General features: G+C 38.7%; 16 protein-coding genes. 3 read left to right on the top strand and 13 right to left on the bottom strand.

The window, feature by feature from the left end; genetic code table 11:
* The first annotated feature begins 42 nt into the window (after positions 1–42).
* Positions 43–429, top strand: a complete 387-nt coding sequence (locus tag GFH32_RS01055; protein ID WP_153509319.1) for a VanZ family protein — start codon at positions 43–45, stop codon at positions 427–429.
* 115 nt (positions 430–544) lie between these two features.
* Here the strand turns inward: GFH32_RS01055 and GFH32_RS18595 are convergent, their stop codons facing one another.
* The 6 genes from GFH32_RS18595 to miaE all read right to left on the bottom strand — a co-directional run bounded on the left by GFH32_RS18595 (position 545) and on the right by miaE (position 5,310).
* Positions 545–787, bottom strand: coding sequence for a ComF family protein (locus tag GFH32_RS18595; RefSeq protein WP_370626519.1), 243 nt, complete (start codon positions 785–787; stop codon positions 545–547).
* Complete coding sequence (locus GFH32_RS01045; protein WP_153509317.1) at positions 763–1,245, bottom strand: ComF family protein; 483 nt, start codon at positions 1,243–1,245, stop codon at positions 763–765. Before GFH32_RS01045 ends, GFH32_RS18595 begins: the two co-directional genes overlap by 25 nt.
* Positions 1,246–1,295: 50 nt before the next feature.
* A complete protein-coding gene (rlmN, locus tag GFH32_RS01040; RefSeq protein WP_153509316.1) occupies positions 1,296–2,366 on the bottom strand; it encodes a 23S rRNA (adenine(2503)-C(2))-methyltransferase RlmN in 1,071 nt (356 codons plus the stop codon).
* A gap of 181 nt (positions 2,367–2,547) precedes the next feature.
* Complete coding sequence (locus GFH32_RS01035; protein ID WP_160366868.1) at positions 2,548–3,444, bottom strand: DUF4349 domain-containing protein; 897 nt, start codon at positions 3,442–3,444, stop codon at positions 2,548–2,550.
* A 178-nt stretch (positions 3,445–3,622) separates the two neighbouring features.
* Positions 3,623–4,654, bottom strand: coding sequence for an LLM class flavin-dependent oxidoreductase (locus GFH32_RS01030; RefSeq protein ID WP_153509314.1), 1,032 nt, complete (start codon positions 4,652–4,654; stop codon positions 3,623–3,625).
* A 74-nt stretch (positions 4,655–4,728) separates the two neighbouring features.
* On the bottom strand, positions 4,729–5,310 hold the full coding sequence (gene miaE, locus GFH32_RS01025; RefSeq protein ID WP_153509313.1) for a tRNA-(ms[2]io[6]A)-hydroxylase: 582 nt from the start codon (positions 5,308–5,310) through the stop codon (positions 4,729–4,731).
* Positions 5,311–5,387: 77 nt separating this feature from the next.
* Here miaE and GFH32_RS01020 point away from each other — a divergent pair, with 77 nt between their 5' ends.
* Positions 5,388–6,605: a glycosyltransferase gene (locus tag GFH32_RS01020; RefSeq protein WP_228384181.1), complete on the top strand. Its 1,218-nt coding sequence runs from the start codon at positions 5,388–5,390 to the stop codon at positions 6,603–6,605.
* Positions 6,606–6,654: 49 nt separating this feature from the next.
* Here the strand turns inward: GFH32_RS01020 and GFH32_RS01015 are convergent, their stop codons facing one another.
* On the bottom strand, positions 6,655–7,065 hold the full coding sequence (locus tag GFH32_RS01015; RefSeq protein WP_153509311.1) for a hypothetical protein: 411 nt from the start codon (positions 7,063–7,065) through the stop codon (positions 6,655–6,657).
* A gap of 164 nt (positions 7,066–7,229) precedes the next feature.
* Here GFH32_RS01015 and GFH32_RS01010 point away from each other — a divergent pair, with 164 nt between their 5' ends.
* Entirely contained in the window at positions 7,230–8,282 is a 1,053-nt protein-coding gene (locus GFH32_RS01010; RefSeq protein ID WP_153509310.1) for a sugar phosphate isomerase/epimerase family protein, read from the top strand.
* A 189-nt stretch (positions 8,283–8,471) separates the two neighbouring features.
* On the opposite strand, the gene GFH32_RS01005 is transcribed toward GFH32_RS01010, so the two are convergent.
* The 6 genes from GFH32_RS01005 to GFH32_RS00980 are packed head-to-tail and all read right to left on the bottom strand — an operon-like array spanning position 8,472 to position 18,906.
* Complete coding sequence (locus GFH32_RS01005; protein WP_153509309.1) at positions 8,472–10,781, bottom strand: family 65 glycosyl hydrolase domain-containing protein; 2,310 nt, start codon at positions 10,779–10,781, stop codon at positions 8,472–8,474.
* Between the two features lie 22 nt (positions 10,782–10,803).
* The gene (pgmB, locus tag GFH32_RS01000; RefSeq protein WP_153509308.1) at positions 10,804–11,454 is read right to left on the bottom strand and encodes a beta-phosphoglucomutase; all 651 of its coding nucleotides are present in this window, start codon (positions 11,452–11,454) and stop codon (positions 10,804–10,806) included.
* A gap of 4 nt (positions 11,455–11,458) precedes the next feature.
* Entirely contained in the window at positions 11,459–13,297 is a 1,839-nt protein-coding gene (locus tag GFH32_RS00995) for a glycoside hydrolase family 13 protein (RefSeq protein WP_153509307.1), read from the bottom strand.
* Between the two features lie 13 nt (positions 13,298–13,310).
* Positions 13,311–14,327, bottom strand: coding sequence for a SusE domain-containing protein (locus GFH32_RS00990; protein WP_153509306.1), 1,017 nt, complete (start codon positions 14,325–14,327; stop codon positions 13,311–13,313).
* A 17-nt stretch (positions 14,328–14,344) separates the two neighbouring features.
* Complete coding sequence (locus GFH32_RS00985; RefSeq protein ID WP_153509305.1) at positions 14,345–15,925, bottom strand: RagB/SusD family nutrient uptake outer membrane protein; 1,581 nt, start codon at positions 15,923–15,925, stop codon at positions 14,345–14,347.
* Between the two features lie 17 nt (positions 15,926–15,942).
* Positions 15,943–18,906, bottom strand: a complete 2,964-nt coding sequence (locus tag GFH32_RS00980; protein WP_153509304.1) for a SusC/RagA family TonB-linked outer membrane protein — start codon at positions 18,904–18,906, stop codon at positions 15,943–15,945.
* Between the last annotated feature and the right edge of the window lie 341 nt (positions 18,907–19,247).

The raw sequence follows: 19,247 nt of genomic DNA, 5'->3' as shown, positions 1-19,247 counted from the left end.
AGTCCTTTTTAATACCGATTAAAAAAGCGAATTTTAACGATAATGAATTGGATATTAAATTATGCTTGGGCGATCATATGGGCGATCTTAATGTGCGTACTTATGTTTATGCCCGCAACCGACCTGCCCTCAGGCAATTATTTCTGTGGATCTGATAAAATGGTCCATTGCGGAAGTTTTTACCTTTTTACCACTTTGATGCTTTTTGGAAGCGCTATTCAAACGAAGCGCAGAGCCGCAAAAATGAAAACAATGTCTATTGTTTTTCTAATTGCTATACTATTCATTGCGCTAACCGAACTAGGACAAATGTATTTCACTAGTACACGCCAAGCTGATTGGTGGGATGTGTTTGCTGACATGGTCGGCATTGGAATGGCCTTATTTAGTTTCCTATTATTTTATAGTCCTAGAGCACAATATCAATAATGAAGAAGTTTCTTAAAATAGTATTCGCTGCAGTTGTTCTCTGCTTCTCCGTAAGTTCTTGTTCCATCTTTAATCGTTGTGACTGTCCATCAGTCCACAATGGTAAAGTTCGGCGTTAAGCTTTAGCGATGATCGCTATCGAGATTTTACAGTGGGGGAACGCTTTTAATATAGCAACCCCAGCTGATGCTAAGGTAGATCCTGTCGTCAAAACATCATCAAGCAATAAAATATGTTTTCCATTGAGATTGATTGTTTTGGAACAATAAAAGATTTGATCGACTGAGTCGACTCGATCGGTGGAATCCTTCTTTGTCTGTGTAGGATTATTTTTTACTCGACGTAATACATTCTCCAATAAAGGCTTACACAAACGCTCTGATAGTCCTTTTCCAAAACAAGCACTCTGATTATATCCTCTTTTTTTGCGAAACGTAGCGGGTGTAAGGGAATTGGGATTAAATAATCTACGTCTTTATAATAGCTTCTCTCAATCAAGAGTGTTCCATACATTTGCCCCAGGAAATAGCCAAGTTGTGCTTTGTTTGCATATTTTAATTGGTAAATAATGTGTTCGACGCGCGATGATGGTCTGAAACGAAGCATAGCAACTGCGCGCTCAACCTTGAGCTTACCTCGCATTAAAATATAGCTTTCGTTGTTTGGGATTAAATGATCATCGGTATATGGAAGATGATACAAACATTTCGTACAAATAAATCGTTCTTGGAGAAATAGAACTCTTGCACAGCCGGCGCATAAAGGTGGGAAAAATAAATCCAGTACAGCCTTTGCATATTTTTTTAGCATTTTCATGCCGAAAACTAGCAAAATAACATCAAGTAAAATTTACCTAATAGTTAATTTTAAGCTTCAACCTTATCTGACTCTTTTTCTTTGATTGCTAATTGACCACAAGCAGCGTCAATATCCTTTCCTCTACTTCGACGTACATTCGTTGTGATACCTTGACTTCGTAGATAACTTGCAAACTGCTCAATCTTATCCGCTTCAGCATTAACAAAATCTGCCAATGATATCGGATTATATTCAATGATATTAACTTTACAAGGCACATGCTTGCAGAACCTTGCAAGTTCTCTAGCATCCTCTAATTCGTCGTTGAAATTATCAAAAACGATATATTCAAATGTTATTGGACTTTTTGTTTTTGCGTAGAAATACTTTAATGCTTCAGCGAGCGCCTTTAATGAGTTTTGCTCATTAATTGGCATGATTTCATTACGTTTAGTATCATTAGCAGCATGTAGTGATAGCGCAAGATTGAAACGAACTTGATCATCACCAAGTTTCTTAATCATCTTTGCAATCCCAGCTGTCGATACGGTGATCCGTTTTGCCGCCATATTCAATCCATCTGCTGATGTAATTCTATCAACCGATTTCATCATATTGCTATAATTCAACAAAGGTTCACCCATACCCATATAAACAATATTAGTAAGCGGATGTCCATATTGCTCTTCGGCTTGCTTGCTGATTAATACAACTTGATCATAAATCTCGTCAGCATTCAAATTACGCTTTCTATCCATATAGCCAGTCGCACAGAATTTACATGTCAAGCTACAGCCAACTTGGGAGCTTACACAAGCGGTCATGCGGTCCTCTGCAGGAATTAAAACTCCCTCAATAACATTGCCATCATAAAGTGTAAAGCTACTTTTGATAGTTCGATCAGAAGATATTTGGGATTGACGTACTTGTACCGCATTAATGGAAAAACGTGATTTAAGATTCTCACGTAGCGACTTGCTTAAATTACTCATCTGATCAAAATCAGTAGCTGATTTTTGCCATAACCATTCATAAATCTGCTTTGCACGAAACCCTTGTTCACCGGCTTCTACTAAAGCAGTTTTTATTTGATCTAAGCTCAAACTCCTAATGTCTACTAATTTTGTTGCATTTTCCACAGCGCAAAGATAAGTTATTTTTTATCAGCTCAAGGTAATTTTGATTGGAATAGCTTGGAGAACAAGAACAAAGGCCCATCTACACGTAAATGGGCCCTTCACTATTTGAACAAATATATTAAACTAACTACCATACTAACACCTGCAAATTGAGGCCGTTCCGAATAAACGACTACACAATCTATCCGTGTAAATTATTATCCATTTTATTGGATCTCTTTCTTCTACGAATAGAACGAATCACATAAATAACAAGTACTGCGACAATGAGTAGCGGCCATAAACCTATTATTCCAATCGTTAAGTTTTCGATTAAATCCCAACCAAACGCAAATGAGTCTTTCACACGCGTCCAAAATGAATTACTTCCCATTGGTAAATTCGCATTCTCTTCGAAAAGATGAATCGTCAATGTACTGTAATTTACCTGCCCACTCAAGCTTCTCAGAACACCCTCACTTGCATCTATTTCTTCTTGTAACATTCGGATCTGCTCTTGTATTTCCAACAAGTCTTTCACTGATTTTGCTGAAGACACCATTTGCTGATAACGCTCCAAATAAGCACGTTTGCTTTTTAATCTTGACTCCGTATCATAATACTGTGCAGAGACATCTTCAGCTCTTAAATTCTTTTCGGTTATTTTATCTGTACCATTTTCAAGATTCGCCAATAGTGCATCCAACTTATTTGACGGAATTCGAACGACTAGGTCGAATGAAGTATACGCTCTAGCGTTATTTACTGTTTCGTTCTCATAATAACCTTGTACATTTTTTAAAAGCCCATCTAAAGTCTTTTTACTCGCCTTAACGTCCTTCGATTCAATAGAAATATTTCCTGTACGAACTATTTTTTTATTCACTACAGGATTAATTGCCTCGGGAGTCTGCATTGTCACCACATCAGCAGCACTTCCTTCGACGGCTTTACTCGCCATTACTGGACTAGGACTGTCTAAATATTCAGCGCCCACCTCCGCTACCGCAGCGTCTGCAGTACTTTCCATTTTATCAGACTGACTGCAAGAATTAAAAAACAGTGCGGTCCCTATAACTAATAAATTGAATCTTTTCATAATAGAATTTCTAAGAGGATGCATTAATTGCTAATATTCCACAATTCTATGTAAAAAAAATGGGGAAGAACAATCTTACAATATTCTTCCCCGTTGAAATAGAGATAATCTAACTAATATATTATTCGAATACATTTGAAGTTTTCTACTCCAAAAGCTCAATTATCCGAAAGAAGCGCTATGCTGTTGCGGCCTTTACTTTCGGCATAATCTGAGTACCATAAAGCTCAATCGCTTTCATCATCTTACTATGATCGGGACTACCGACATCCATATGTGCTGAAAATCGAGTCAAACCAAAAGTTTCTTGCATTTGCAAAATCTTATCAACCGATTCATTGACATCCCCAACAATTAAATGCCCATGTCTTGAACGTCCATAGTCATATTGCGTACGCTGGTAGGTCGGCCAACCACGAGATGCTCCTATGCGATCCATTTGCGAAGCATAAAATGGATAGTACCAATTGGAAATTTCTTGAGAATCCTCCCCAAAGAAGGAATGCATATGAACTCCAACTTGCATATCTTCAAGATTATGACCTGAGTCTACAAACGCTTGCTCATAAACTTCAAATAATGGCTTAAAATTAATAGGAGAACCCCCAATAATTGCAAACATAACTGGAAGACCTAATTTCCCTGCACGGATAACCGACTCCGTAGTTCCACCCACTGCGACCCAAATCGGCATTTTACCATTGGTTGGACGTGGATAAATCGACTGATTAATCAAACTTGGACGATGTTTTCCAGTCCATGTTACTGTTTCTGAATTATTCAACCGCATTAACAGATTCAATTTTTCTTCGAACAGTGAACTATAGTCCTTCAAATCAAAACCAAATAATGGGAATGACTCAATAAACGACCCTCTACCCGCCATAATTTCAGCGCGCCCGTTCGACAGCAAATCAACTGTTGCAAAATCTTGATATAATTTTACCGGATCCGCAGAACTTAATACCGATACAGCACTACCTAACTTAATATTTTTTGTAACCGTAGCCGCTGCTGCCAATATAATTTCTGGTGATGCAACCGCATAATCTGCCCGGTGATGCTCACCCATTCCGAAGAAATCAACGCCAACCTCATCCATCAATTTTATCTCTTCGATGATTTCTTTTAAACGTACTTGTGTATTTTGTATTTCGCCTGTTTGTGGATTTATCTGTAAATCGCCAAACATTCCAATTCCTAATTCCATATCTTATTCCTTAAATGATAAAACAAAAATAGCCTGAATAAACAGGCTATACATTGATATATGATAAGAAAGTATTATCCATGAATTTGTTCTTTCGTTCCATACGATTGAATCAGCTCTCCTTCGAAATCAAGCCATTCCTTCCAACGTTTATCCACGTCAACATCAACAGTGTATTTCTTCGCAAAATTTAAGAAAGTCGTATAATGATTTGCTTCTGAAACCATCAAATCATGATAGAATTTCGCCAAGTCTTTATCTTCTATATTCTTTGATAACACCCTGAAACGCTCGCAACTTCTCGCTTCAATCATTGCTGCAAACAACAGTCGATCGATAAAAGCTTGGTTACGGGAACCATCTTTCTTCGCGAACTTCATTAAACGGCCAACATAGTCGTCCTTGCGCTCTCTGCCCAAGGTATAACCACGTTCTTCGATAATGTCAATTACCATCTTAAAGTGTTCCATTTCCTCTATCGCAATTGCTGTCAATTCATGAACTAGATCAGCATATTCAGAGTTCTGTGTAATAAGCGAGATTGCATTAGATGCTGCTTTCTGCTCACACCAAGCGTGGTCTGTTAAAATTTCTTCCAAGTTAGACTCCGCAATATTTGCCCAACGCGGATCGGTCAATAATTTTAATCCTAACATAGCTTTCAAATTATGATGCAAAGGTACAAAAACAAAATTCATCCAATGGAGTCAACCTAATTATGTTAATTTGCAAAATGAGTAAGCGTGTTTTAGTAATCGGTTTAGTTTGGCCCGAACCAACGTCATCTGCCGCTGGATGGCGAATGCTGGAATTAATTAACAACTTTCTTTTGCGTGGTTATGAAATGCATTTCGCATGTGCTGCATGCAAATCTGAACACTCATTTCCACTAATTGATCTAGATGTTAAAGAGCACATAATTCAACTAAACGACAGTTCGTTCGACGCTTTTATTGAAACATTACAGCCAGACATCGTATTATTTGATCGCTTCATGATTGAAGAGCAATACAGTTGGCGCGTAAAAGCAATCTGTCCTACAGCCTTACTGATTCTAGACACGGAGGATTTACATTTTATTCGTTATGCCCGTCAAGAAGCTTATAAAAGTGACGTCCCGCTTTCCAACGACTTATATTATAATGAACATGCTAAACGCGAGTTGGCGTCCATCCTGAGGTGCGATATGTCCCTTATTATTTCTACGATTGAAATCGAAACCCTAAAAAGCCAATTAAATATACAATCGTACTTATTGCAATTGCTTCCATTTTTTGTTGGAGACGAAAATCCTATGGATATTGACTTTAGCGAACGGAAGAACTTCGTATTTATCGGGAATTTTATACACGAACCAAATTGGAGAACTGTCTTAGCTTTAAAAGAGTTATGGCCTAAAATCCGAAAAGCATTACCAGCAGCGGAATTACATATCTATGGAGCCTACCCAAGTCAAAAAGTTTGGGAATTAAACAAGCCAAAAGAAGGCTTTATCATTAAAGGCCGCGCAACAAATGCTATAGAGTCCATATCAAAATATCGTGCGCTTATTGCTCCAATTCCATTCGGAGCCGGTTTAAAAGGTAAATTCATCGATGCATTACGGGCCGGCACTCCTTCTGTTACAAGCGCAATTGGAGCAGAAGGGTTTGCTTATTCAGAACAATGGAATGGCTATATCGTTGAGGACGTGGATGAGTTTGTTGAAAAATGTATTCGACTATACGAGGATCAATTGACCTGGGAAGAAGCGGCTTCAAATGGAAGAGAACTATTGAATAAGCTTCATTCTGGCGCATATTTCGATGCTTTTTTTCAAAGAATCGAGTATTTGAAAGAACACATCGAGGCGCATAGAAGAAAGAATATCCTAGGGCAAATCCTTTGGACGAATCAATTTAGTGCAACGAAATATATGTCCTTATGGATTGAAGCAAAAAACAAGCAATAAAAAAGGCCACCCAAAAAGGGCAGCCTCAGCTCTCATCTTAAGTTTGTATTTAACGTCTTCTAAATTGTATTATGGTAGTTGTAGGGCCATCAACACGTTTCAACGTGAATTTTGCAACCGTAGAAATAATACTTTCTTGGATTTGATACTCAACTCCATCAAACCACATTACTTTCTCACCTTCTAATTTGTAAGGAATAGGATCTGACCAGCTTTGATCTGACTTCATGATATAAGCATTGTTATTTGATCTAAATTCCATGTAGTTATTATCGCCTGTACCCACAAGTACTGTAGAAACATCTGCCGTACCTGCAACACTTACTGTCTTAATAACATCATACCACTTGTTAATACGGATAATGTTCTGCGCTGTATCGCGCTCGATACTATCTAACGTATCCTTGCTACAAGAAGCCAAGCTAATCGCAACAAATAATAGCATCATTACCTTTTTCATAGTTTCATTCCTCTAGTTAAACATCTTTATTATGAAGGGACAGTTCCAATCATTATGCCAATTAATTGAATACATAAGATTTTAACGTTTGTTACAATTAGTTTCAGCAAGCTTCACGAGCTAGAAATTTAAAATTCACTATATTTAGCAAAACATAAACCCGTATGAAAACACTGAAAGGTCCAGGGATATTTTTAGCTCAATTTATAGCAGAAGAAGCGCCCTATAACACTTTAGAAAATATTGGAAAATGGGCACAAGCTTTAGGCTATAAAGCTGTTCAAATACCAACGAACGACCCCTCCTTTTTCAACTTACAACAAGCAGCAGAGAGTAAAACCTATGCCGATGAAATAAAAGGCAAACTTCTTGAAATTGGTCTAGAAATATCTGAACTATCGACACATTTACAAGGTCAATTAATTGCTGTACATCCTGCTTACGACGAACTATTTGATGGTTTTGCACCTGCAGCAGTTAGGAATAACCCGAAGGCGAGAACAGAATGGGCAACTCAGCAATTGAAATATGCTGCGATGGCTTCCGCAAATTTGGGCTTAAATGCTCATGCTACCTTTTCTGGATCATTACTATGGCATATGGTATACCCTTGGCCACAACGCCCAGCGGGACTCGTAGAAACAGGATTCAAAGAATTGGCGAATCGTTGGCTCCCCATATTAAACGAGTTCGACAAGCATGGCGTCGATCTTTGTTACGAAATCCATCCAGGTGAAGATTTACATGATGGTGTTAGTTACGAGCGCTTCTTAGAAGCTGCGGATAACCATCCACGCGCCTGCCTATTGTACGATCCTTCGCATTTATTATTACAAGGCATGGACTATCTATCTTATATTGATTATTACCATGAGCGTATCAAAATGTTCCACGTAAAAGATGCAGAGTTTAACCCTACAGGAAAACAGGGGGTGTATGGTGGATATAGCGGTTGGGTTGAACGAGCGGGACGCTTCCGTTCTTTAGGTGACGGTCAAGTTGATTTCAAAAGTATCTTTAGTAAACTTGCAGCTTACGACTATGAGGGATGGGCTGTACTCGAATGGGAGTGTGCATTGAAAAACAGTGTCGACGGTGCAATAGAAGGTGCGGAATTTATCAAAAACCATATTATCAAAGTAACGGACAAAGCTTTTGATGATTTCGCCGCGACAGGTACAGATGAGGCGTTTAACAGAAAAATTTTAGGCCTATAAGATAGTCTGATCGTTTATAAAGTCAGTGTAAATAATGAAACGACCTTAAAAACAAGACTTAACAAGCTTAGATAATTAACATTCATAATAAGATTGGCGGATTGCTCAACTTGCTATTCGCACGATACTAATAAAAAAGGCAGTCTAATCAACTGCCTTTCTTAATTTACATACTTTAAAAAGTAAAATTTACAACCGTATTATTAATGAACTAGTACCTTCAATCTCATATTGTGAATGACCTACTGTGACGGACAAGGATTCCGTTGAACTATTTGTTATCTCGATAGTCTCCTTGTCAATTTGAATAGATAAAATTTTCTCTCTAAAACCGATATTAAATGTAAAGGACTTCCACTGCTCTGGAAGGAAAGGCTGAAAATACAATTGATTATTCTTCACGCGCATTCCGGCGAAGCCCTGCACGATACTCATCCATGTACCTGCCATCGATGTAATATGCAAACCGTCTTCCGTATCATTGTTATAATCATCTAGATCAAGGCGTGCGGTTCGCAAATAGAACTCATAAGCTCGAGCCTCATCATTTAGCTTGGCCGCCAAAATACTGTGGATACATGGCGACAATGAACTCTCATGCACTGTTCGCGGTTCATAAAAATCAAAATTCCTTCGCAAATCAGCTAGATCAAAATCATCCTCGAAGAAATACATCCCTTGAAGCACATCCGCTTGTTTGATAAAACATGATCTAAGAATTCTATCCCAACTCCACTTTTGATTTAAAGGTCTTTCTGAAGCTGGAAGATCTTTCACCAACAACTGCTCTTTATCTAAATATCCGTCCTGTTGTAGATAAATATTTAGCTCTTCATGATATGGGAAATACATATTATCAGCGATATCTTTCCATTGCTCGATCTCCACAGGAATGAAATCAATAGATTTTAAAATTTCCTCATAACGCGAGCGATTATGTGCATTCACATAGTCCAATGCTTCTCGGGTATAGTTTAAACACCAAACGGCTAAATAGTTCGTATACCAGTTGTTATTAACGTTGTTTTCATACTCATTCGGTCCGGTCACACCAAGTATAACATACTTTTTTCGGTCTTCACTCCAATTCACTCGCTGCTTCCAGAATCGGGCAATGGCGATTAAAACCTCCAGCCCATATTCGGCAAGATAGTCCCAATCTTGCGTATACGTTATATAATTATGAATAGCATAGGCAATGGCGCCATTTCTATGAATCTCTTCAAATGTAATTTCCCATTCGTTATGGCTCTCCGTACCATCCATTGTCACCATAGGATACAATGCTGCACCATTTTTGAACCCTAACATTTCTGCGTTTTCAATAGCCTTTTGCAGATGGTTATACCGATATACTAATAAATTTCTACCCACCTCTTGAGGTGCTGTTGATAAATAGAATGGAATACAGTAGGCCTCGGTATCCCAATAGGTTGCTCCAGCATATTTTTCTCCCGTAAATCCTTTAGGACCGATATTCAGTCTAGAGTCTGTGCCAGTATAAGTTTGGAAAAGCTGAAAGATATTAAAGCGTATCGCTTGTTGCGCCTTGATATCCCCCTCAATTTTAATATCACTCTGCTCCCATTTATTAGCCCAAGCAAGCTTTTGATGTTCTCTAAGTTTATCAAAACCGACCCGACTTGCTACAGCAAGTTTCTCTTCGCAAGAAGAAATTAATTGATCTACAGAATGATTTAATGAGGACTGAACACACGCTATTTTCACGATGTTAATGGTATTACCGGCATTAAGTTCCAAAATAAACTCTTCTGCAATCCATTTCTCCTGCTTCTTAACTACCTTTTCAGTTGGAATCACGAGGTGTCCATCACTAAACAATTCAGTCTTCGCACCGACACACAATTCGAAACCAGTTTTTAAAGTTTTCGTTTGCAAGAAAATACCGTTTTCAGAGGAATGGTCTTTTACAGCATCCCAAAACTTAAAATCATAATTGCTGTCTTGGTTAACAATATCACCATCAACGATTGACAGCACTTTAAGTTTAGCATCAAAGTTTAAAGGAGTGATGCTATACTGAATAGCCGCAATCTCATCATCAGCGATACTACAAAAACGAATGCTATTCACGTCGATTGTTCTTGATCCTGATAACTCCACAACGAATGTTCTTTGTAAATAGCCTTCTTGCATATTTAACACTCGCTTGAATTGCTTTATCTTGCACTTTGCCAAATCTAACCGCTCGTCGTCGATGTAGATATCAAGACCAATCCAATTCGTTGAATTAATAACTTTATCGAAAGTTGGAGGATAGCCATTCTTCCACCATCCCACTCTAGTCTTATCTGGAAAATAAATTCCAGCAACATAAGAGCCTTGCAAAGTCTCGCCGGAATAAGCCTCCTCGAAATTTGCTCTTTGCCCCATTTTACCATTACCGATACTAAATAAACTTTCGGATATTTTATTTAGGCTAGGGTCAAATCCCTCTTCAATAATATTCCATGGATCGGCTTGGATGTAATTTTTCATAAACTCAATAATAAGGTATATACTAAAACAGATTTTGAATGGTCTTCAAATCAATGTGTGTTAAATCGTCAACGACTAGATGAGCTTTTGCTAACTCCCTTTGGTCTCCTATTCCAATGGTTTTCATATTTCCTCGGAGCGCTGCCTCCACACCTGCTACAGCATCTTCAAACACCACACAGGCAGACGGCAATACCTGCAACAATTCGGCACCTTTTAAGAAAACCGCGGGATCAGGTTTTGACTGACTCACTATATTTCCATCCACAAGCGCGTCGAAATATGGGGTAAGCCTCGTATTATCTAAAATGAGTTTTGCATTCTTGCTGGCTGAACCCAAAGCAATTTTTACGTGATTGCTTCGTAGCTCGTTCAGTAATTCAACAGCGCCCGGCAGCAAATCTTCGTGCCTCATATTAGCGATCATATCTACATACCAACTGTTTTTCAAACTCGCTAACTCATTCTGCCTTTGCTGTGGAATATCTAACCCTCCCCATGAAAGTATTTTCCTCAAACTCTCCACCCGACTGATTCCCTTTAGCTGTTCGTTTTGTTGCTCACTAAAATCAAATCCTAACGAGTTCGCTAATTTCTTCCAGGCCAAGAAATGATACTTCGCTGTATCTACTAAAACTCCATCAAGATCAAATAAACATGCTTCTAATCCCATTCTACTATTTTTTTAACTCAAACACCTGCGTACTAACTGCAGGAATAGCAAGCTCTTCTAAACTATTTATTTGCGCCCCAGTGACGATATTAATCGCCTGCTGACGTCCAGCAATTCCCTCTTGAAACCGTTTGGTTTGGAGATTAATCGCTTCCTGTTTACTATTCATCACAATCATTATACGCTTATGATCATCATAGCGGAAATAAACATAAATGCCATCCTCTGGTATATATTGCAACATTTTCCCATCCTGTAAAACCGGATTATTCTTCCTGTAATTTGCTAGCGTTTTCACGTAGTCAAATGCTTCATTCTCCTTTTCAGAACGTCCTGCTCGATTAAATTTATTCGCTTTGTCTTTCGACCAGCCTCCAGGAAAATCTTCTCGAACCAAGCCATCTGGACTTGCAAAGTTTTTCATTAGGATCTCGGTACCGTAATACAGTTGTGGTATCCCGCGCGTAGTTAATAACCAAGCGATTCCAGACTTATATTTGTTAAAATCTTCACCAACGACAGATAAATACCGACTTAGATCATGATTATCGAGGAAGACAACGTTCTGATAAGGGTCTTCATACATGAAATCGCTCGCAAAAGTATTATACAGACGAACGACGCCGTCCATCCATCCAAACTTGCCATTCAGTGCTTCGTTAATAGCCCAATAGGCTTGAAAATCAGTAACCCCTTGCAATTTTGTATCAATTCCTTGATTAATCCGGTTCGACTTGGTAAAGTAGGCTTGATTTGGAATCCCATGAACCCACGTCTCCCCGAAATATGTCATCTTTGGATATTCAGCATCGATTGCTTTACCCCATTCAGACATAAATGCTAAGTCATTGTACGCATAGGTATCTAATCGAAATCCGTCAATTCCCATCTCTTCAATCCACCAAATATGGCTTTGCGTGATGTAATTTTTCACATAAGGATTGTCTTGGTTCATATCGGGCATATGTCGATCAAACCAACCATTTAACATGATGTCTTTATCCGATTTTGCGGCGTAGGGATCCATGTGAACTTGCTCCCTATAATTCGTTTTGGTAAACGTATTCCATTGATGTACCCAATCTTTCATGGGCATATCTTTAATTGTATAATGTTCGGTTCCGAAGTGATTGTGGACCAAATCTTGAATCATTTTAATCCCGCGCTTATGACAGGCATCGATCAGTTTACGGTAAGCCTCATTCCCTCCAAATCTAGGATCAACATGATAACTCTCCGTATTTGCATAACCATGATAAGATGTCAATGGCTGATCATTCGTAAGCACCGGATTTAACCACAACGCTGTTACGCCCAATTCTTGTAGGTAATCTAAATTATTGATGATTCCCTGTAAATCCCCGCCATGTCGATAATACATACTATCTCGATTGAGCGACTGGTCTGCCATTCCTTTCACACGATCGTTTGAGGGATCACCGTTTGCAAATCGATCTGGCATAATCAAATACACAAAGTCAGATGCATTTACGCCTTGCAACGCACGCTTTGATTCATCACGAGATTTCAGCTCATACTTCTTAACAAAAGTTTTCTTTCCCTGCTCTTTAAACAAAAGAGAAATATTTCCAGCCTTTGCCGTTGGTAGAATCTTGAGATCTAAAAACAAGTAATTAGGATTTTCAACTTTGTGTTGATTAATCAGTTCCACGCCCGTATAATCGATCTCAACGGTTTTTTTTGAGATGTTATCGCCATAGATCAAAAGTTGAACATTTGGGTTATTCATGCCTACCCACCAGTTCAGCGGTTCTATCCGATTTACCTGTGCAAAGGAGACCAGATGGAAGCAAATAAAGATTATGGCAATAACGATCCTCATATTTGTTTGTTGTTTAGTTTTTAACAATTGAAAAAGTCAATGCGGTTGGATTCATAGTCACGGTATAAGTTCCCGCTTCAGTAATTGCAATATCTGCTCCCGCAAGGGTTAATATGCCACCACTTCCGCCAAGGTTGGTTCCCCAATCATGATTTCTACGGAATTTGAATTTCCCTGGATTTAACACCGTTTTTAATACCCAATTACCGGCACCATCGTTCACAAACTTCATGTCTGCATCAACAGCCCAGTTAGAATTAGGAACCGCATCACCAATCATTCCCCAAGTTGGTGCGGCCTCCATTGTCCATGTATTGCTATTCATGTCCATGGTAATTAGTAATGTACCCGCAGCGATTGATTTAAAGTTGCCTCCCGTTGGACTAATAGTTCCATTTCCACCATCTCCAAAATTTACATTCCAGTTCTTCGCTGTTGTAATCTTGAATTCAGAATCTTTCGCTGGGAAACGCAGAATACCTGTGTAAATTCCATTTCCAGTTGCAGAAACTAAACTATCTGCGGTTGCGGGATCCCAACCTTGATATGCACCAGGAAGATAAATCCAAGACGTTAACGGGATAGGTTTTGATTTGATATTAACAACATTACTGTAGACAGCAATACTATTAGAAATACTAGATTTCAAACGAACTTCAACATCGGAGTCTTCATCGAACGAAAGGTTCATTGCAGAAAGTAGATTATTTAACTCTAGACCGGTGTAGGATTTCATTGTTACTCCATTTTCAAATACAGTCTCTCTCGCTGGAGTAAAGTTGGTCCCTTTTAGTCCAAATTGTAAGGAGTACGTAATCCCCGCATTATACCCAAAGTCAGAGTTTGTGTGCGTAAATTCGATAACCTTGCTATTCAATGTTGCTTTAGTAAGGGCAACATTCGTTGTCGAGCTAGTCAGGTTTCCTGATTGCCCGTCTTTTGCTATAGTTTTCACTTCATCCTTTTCGCAGGATACAAATAGCACGCTACTTAAGCAAAATAAGATCAGAAGTCTATTAATAAGGTTCATAATTTCTTGTGTTAATGTTAATAGCCTTGGTTTTGAGTTAAGTTCGTATTGGCAATAACATCGGACGATGGTAGTGGAAGAAGCGCTCTAAAACTCTCGATTGATCTTCCGTCTTTAACGCCACCTTTCCATGGCCAGATATAATTGCTACCTGTAAATTTCCCGAATCGGATTAAGTCCGTTCTGCGATAGCCTTCGAAATAAAGCTCTCTCATTCTTTCGTTCAGAATATCGTCCAAAGTAATTGCCGAGGCATTACCGGTTGCATTTCCATAGGCCCTTGTTCTGATTTGATTAAAATAACCTAAGGCTTGCGCAGTTGAACCACCTGTTCCTCCTCTCAATACCGCCTCAGCATACATTAAATAAACATCTGCCAATCGGAACAATGGAAAATCCAATGAGCTGAATGTTCCTCCTTGCGATGCTCCAGGCGTACCATTCGATTTCACGTTCTTAAACTTCGTAACGCGAAGCCCATCTTTAAACTCGCCTAACTCATCATTCTCCAGCTTATCGCCAAAGAACATGGCGCGCTTATCCGTTTTGCCACTATAATCTGGAAATGCGGTAGGAACTGCTTTTGTTGAACGGTTACCGCCCCAACCACCAGTGGGAACACCATAGTTTACAGGTGTCATTTCTCCGTTAATCAAAGAGTTTATTAAAAACGTTGTGCCCCCGTAATTTCTTGTTTTCACTCCATCATAGTTGATAGAGAATATAATCTCATTCTTGCTGGTAACATTATTATCTTCTAAGAAGAGATTCGCATAGTTACTTGTTAGTGCGTATCCGCCGTTAATAACTTTGTTCGCATAGGTTATTGCTTCCGTGTATTTAGCTGCGCCAGTATACACGTTTGCATTGAGGTATAATCTTGTCAATAAAGTCCATACGGCTCCTTGATCAGCGCGACCATACTCGTTTTGTTTCGCCGCTTTTATAAGTGGTTCAATTTCTAATAGCTCCTTTTCGATATACTTGAATAAGTCGGCCCGTTGTATTTGTTCCGGCGCAACTTTACCAATTAAATTATCTTCGGTAACAAAAGGAGGATTCCCAAACAAGTCTAGCAAAACCCAGTATTGATAAGCGCGAACAAATCGAGCCTCCGAGCGATATGCATCGATCTCTGCCGTATTGCCAATTCCTCTTGCTGATAATTTTTCAGGTGTACTTTCTCTAAGGAATTCATTTGCGACAGTGATTGTATAAATACATCGCGTATATAATCCTTTCACCATGATATTATCCGCATCCGGCATTCCGTAAACCATATCTGGAACACCGGGGTCATTCCAACCACATAGCGTCTCGTCAGATGTCAATTGCTGAATATTCCAATACAGACGAAAGAAATCGGATTGCCCAGCATCTATACCCGCTAAATCACTAGCTCCTTCACCTCCCCCAGAAGTCATCGATAAACTTCCATAGACTTTTAGAAAGGACTCTCTATATCCCTGTTCCGTTGAGTATACCTGATCGGCTGTAATATCATTCTTTGGGCTTAAATTCAATAAGTCTTCACTACATGAAGTAACAGACAAGATTAGCATGCTGCCCCAAATCGTATTTTTAATATATCTTTTCATGAATTTCTTATTTAATATTAAAACCCAAAGTTTAACCCTAAGGAATACACTCTAGGTCTTGGATATAATGTGTAGTCAATACCATTGAACAACTCAGGATCTACGCCTTTGTACTTAGAAACCGTAAACACATTTTGTACATTCGCATTGACCGTCATAGTCACGGTTCCCTCTTTATCTAGATTCCCAACATTATAAACTAATCCTAAGTTATCCATGCGCAAGAAAGAAGCGTTGCTTATATAGTAATCGCTGTAATACTGATTGTTATTAAAATTCGTATTGAATATATCGGTAGTCGCATTGTTAATGAATCGCGACGGGTTTAGAATATTTCTTGAAACCCCGAAATTCGAAGAGATGTTATCATAAACATAGTTACCAAAGCTTGCTCTCAATACGGTATTTAAAGTAAGACGCTTATAATTAATGGAAGTCGTGAAGCCCATAAAGTAATCAGGAGCAGGTTTCTGATAGTAATAACGATCGGCAGGAGTTACAGCGCCATCGCCATTTAAGTCTTCATATACACCTTCTAATGGGTTACCTTGTTGGTCATAAACTTGTTTGTAAACATAGTATTGGAAAGGTGCCGAACCAACAGTATGGTATTGAATCACATTCCCTGTACCGCCGGTAATCCAACCTGCCGCTAATTGATAACCTGGGTTATCGTTTAAAGTTAGGTTAGTAATCTTACTTTCATTGACGGTCATATTGAATCCTAAGTCCCAATTGAAATTCTCAGATTTTATAGCTTGAATATTGATGCTACCTTCAATACCACGGTTTTCCATATTACCAACATTGGTCAATAATTGATTACTATAATTCGTACCTACAGATATTTCGGTCGTTGCTAATAAATCTTTCGTTTTCTTTTGGTATGCATCAATACTACCATAGATACGACCTCCCCAGAAGCCATAATCTAATCCAATATTGGTCGTTGCTGTAGATTCCCAACGTAGTGTCTTATCGTAAGCAATCGGAGAATAAACATGATAAAATTGATCCCCAATTTGGTACTGAGCTTCATTTGTACTGTAATAGTAAACAGGAATATAACCATAGTTCGTAATCCCATCTTTATTACCCGTTTCTCCATAGCTTACACGAAGCTTCAAGTCAGAAATACTGTTGTTATCCTTCAAGAAGTTTTCGCCCTTGATACGCCACGTAAATGCCGCTGAAGGGAAAATACCCCAACGCCCGTCTGGATTGAATTTCGAAGAGCCGTCCGCACGAATGGTACCGGAAAGAATATAACGATCAGCAAACGAGTAAATTAAACGACCATAGTAAGAAAGTAATCTATTCTGAGGTACATTATCGGCGTAAACAGGAGTTGTTATTACATCTCCGTGGGCATTATAAGAACTGAAGTTGTAGTTCGTTTCCTTATTATCGTAATATCCATATCCCGCCGTTACGTTAATGTTACTATTGATACTCTCAATATCCTTAACGTAATTTAAATAACCTTCAATGAATGTGTTGTTTTGCTTACCTCGATAGCGTTGAAATAGTCCCTTATTACCAAAGTTAGATGCTGCAAAATCCGGAATGCTCGTTGCCCCCTTACCTGATGCAATGTCATAACCTACATTTATATTTGCGTGTAATTCAGGAAGAAAGTGGAATGAATAATCCAATTGCGCATTTCCGATACTTCGATTTGCTCCTGCTCTATTACTGTAATTATCTAACAATGAAACTGGATTTCTTGGCGATAACGTATTTGGAACAGCTCCCTCTTGCCATTCAAAATATCCTCCATATGGGCTATTTGCATCATATACGTTTTGCGTAGGATCGAATACAATCGCTGAACCAATTGCCCCAGTATTTGCAAACTCCTGATTTGTCATTGTTCCTTTGAAATTGATGTCCAGTTTTAAATGGTTATCAAAGAAACGAGGAGATAGATTTACACCAGCAGTTCCTCTTCTAAGCATATCCGTTTTTAGAATACCTGCCTGTTCTAAATATCCTATAGAGACACGATACGGCATATTCTTTACTCCGCCAGAGAGCGAAATATTGTTGTCCGTGGTTATTGCGTTATGATAAATTAAATCTTGCCAATCTGTGTTTGCAGTTCCCAATAATCCTTTTTGTGCTGCAGTACCGCGTTCATTAACAAAAGATCTTACTTCGTCAGCAGTAAGCACCTCAACTTGATTAGCAATCGTTGACAATGAGTTAACTGTTGACAAATTTAGCTTTGGTCTTCCCATTTTCCCCGTCTTTGTGGTAATCAAAATAACCCCATTAGATGCTCTAGATCCATAAATAGCGGTTGCATTCGCATCCTTTAATACGGTCATGGATTCAATATCATTAGGATTGATTAATGAAAGAGGATTTGCAGATCCAGAAATTCCCTCTCCGCTCAATGGATTACCATCAACAACAATTAATGGATTATTACTCGCCGACAAAGAAGCTCCTCCGCGCACACGAATAGTACTTCCCGCACCTGGCGCCCCTCCATTCGAAGTGATGGACACACCTGACACCTTACCTTGAATTAATTGGTCGGGAGAGGTTATTGCACCTTTTTGAAAATCTTTTGATTGCACATTGGAAACGGCTCCTGTAACGTGCTTCCGTTCTACGGAACCATACCCGATGACTACCACCTCACCAATTTCGGCCGCATTCGATGATAAAGTAAAGTTTAATGTTTGTGTAGCCTTTAGTTGAATTCGCTGCTCAGAGCTTGCGTGACCAACATAGGAGGCCTCGACAATAAGTGCTCCTGCGCTTATTCCTTCTAATACATAGTTCCCCGACTCATCAGTAGAAACTTGTTTGTTTGTTCCTTTAATACTTACCGTCGCTCCAGCAAGCTCCTTACCCATATCATCTACAACCTTCCCCGAAAGTTGTAAGTTCTGTTGAGCCGAAACAAATTGAAAACTGAAGACGAAGATAACTATCAGCCGAAAGTGCCAATTGTAAAATTCCCTAACCATAATTTTATTTTTTGTTTATAATCGGGAGGCATGCGTTGCCACCCTTTTTGGTTATCACTAAATTATTGCAGAATATTTATAAAAAAAAGAGTTTTTGATTTTTTTTATTTTACCTTGAAAAACTTTATTTCAAAACATCAAAGTGCTAATATATAAACACTTACAAACATGACGTTCAGCAAAATGACACTTAAACACATCGCTTAATTCGAGAACGTTCCCGAATGAAAACAACATTTTCTTCCCAAAATCTAACATTTACCGATTTTCGACACCAATATTTCACACTATATTTCTGATGCTTATTTTATCAATTTAGCCAGTGTTGAAATGAATGATGA

Source organism: Sphingobacteruim zhuxiongii, from assembly GCF_009557615.1.
Taxonomy (GTDB): domain Bacteria; phylum Bacteroidota; class Bacteroidia; order Sphingobacteriales; family Sphingobacteriaceae; genus Sphingobacterium; species Sphingobacterium zhuxiongii.
This window is presented reverse-complemented; position numbering and strand designations above follow the sequence as displayed.

Coding starts and splice junctions, on each gene's coding strand:
- GFH32_RS01035 (WP_160366868.1), bottom strand. CDS start 3,444: ATGAAAAGATTCAATTTATTAGTTATAGGGACCGCACTGTTTTTTAAT.
- miaE (WP_153509313.1), bottom strand. CDS start 5,310: ATGTTAGGATTAAAATTATTGACCGATCCGCGTTGGGCAAATATTGCG.
- GFH32_RS01055 (WP_153509319.1), top strand. CDS start 43: ATGAATTGGATATTAAATTATGCTTGGGCGATCATATGGGCGATCTTA.
- GFH32_RS01045 (WP_153509317.1), bottom strand. CDS start 1,245: ATGAAAATGCTAAAAAAATATGCAAAGGCTGTACTGGATTTATTTTTC.
- GFH32_RS01015 (WP_153509311.1), bottom strand. CDS start 7,065: ATGAAAAAGGTAATGATGCTATTATTTGTTGCGATTAGCTTGGCTTCT.
- GFH32_RS00985 (WP_153509305.1), bottom strand. CDS start 15,925: ATGAAAAGATATATTAAAAATACGATTTGGGGCAGCATGCTAATCTTG.
- GFH32_RS01030 (WP_153509314.1), bottom strand. CDS start 4,654: ATGGAATTAGGAATTGGAATGTTTGGCGATTTACAGATAAATCCACAA.
- GFH32_RS01010 (WP_153509310.1), top strand. CDS start 7,230: ATGAAAACACTGAAAGGTCCAGGGATATTTTTAGCTCAATTTATAGCA.
- GFH32_RS01020 (WP_228384181.1), top strand. CDS start 5,388: ATGAGTAAGCGTGTTTTAGTAATCGGTTTAGTTTGGCCCGAACCAACG.
- GFH32_RS00980 (WP_153509304.1), bottom strand. CDS start 18,906: ATGGTTAGGGAATTTTACAATTGGCACTTTCGGCTGATAGTTATCTTC.
- pgmB (WP_153509308.1), bottom strand. CDS start 11,454: ATGGGATTAGAAGCATGTTTATTTGATCTTGATGGAGTTTTAGTAGAT.
- GFH32_RS00995 (WP_153509307.1), bottom strand. CDS start 13,297: ATGAGGATCGTTATTGCCATAATCTTTATTTGCTTCCATCTGGTCTCC.
- GFH32_RS00990 (WP_153509306.1), bottom strand. CDS start 14,327: ATGAACCTTATTAATAGACTTCTGATCTTATTTTGCTTAAGTAGCGTG.
- GFH32_RS01005 (WP_153509309.1), bottom strand. CDS start 10,781: ATGAAAAATTACATCCAAGCCGATCCATGGAATATTATTGAAGAGGGA.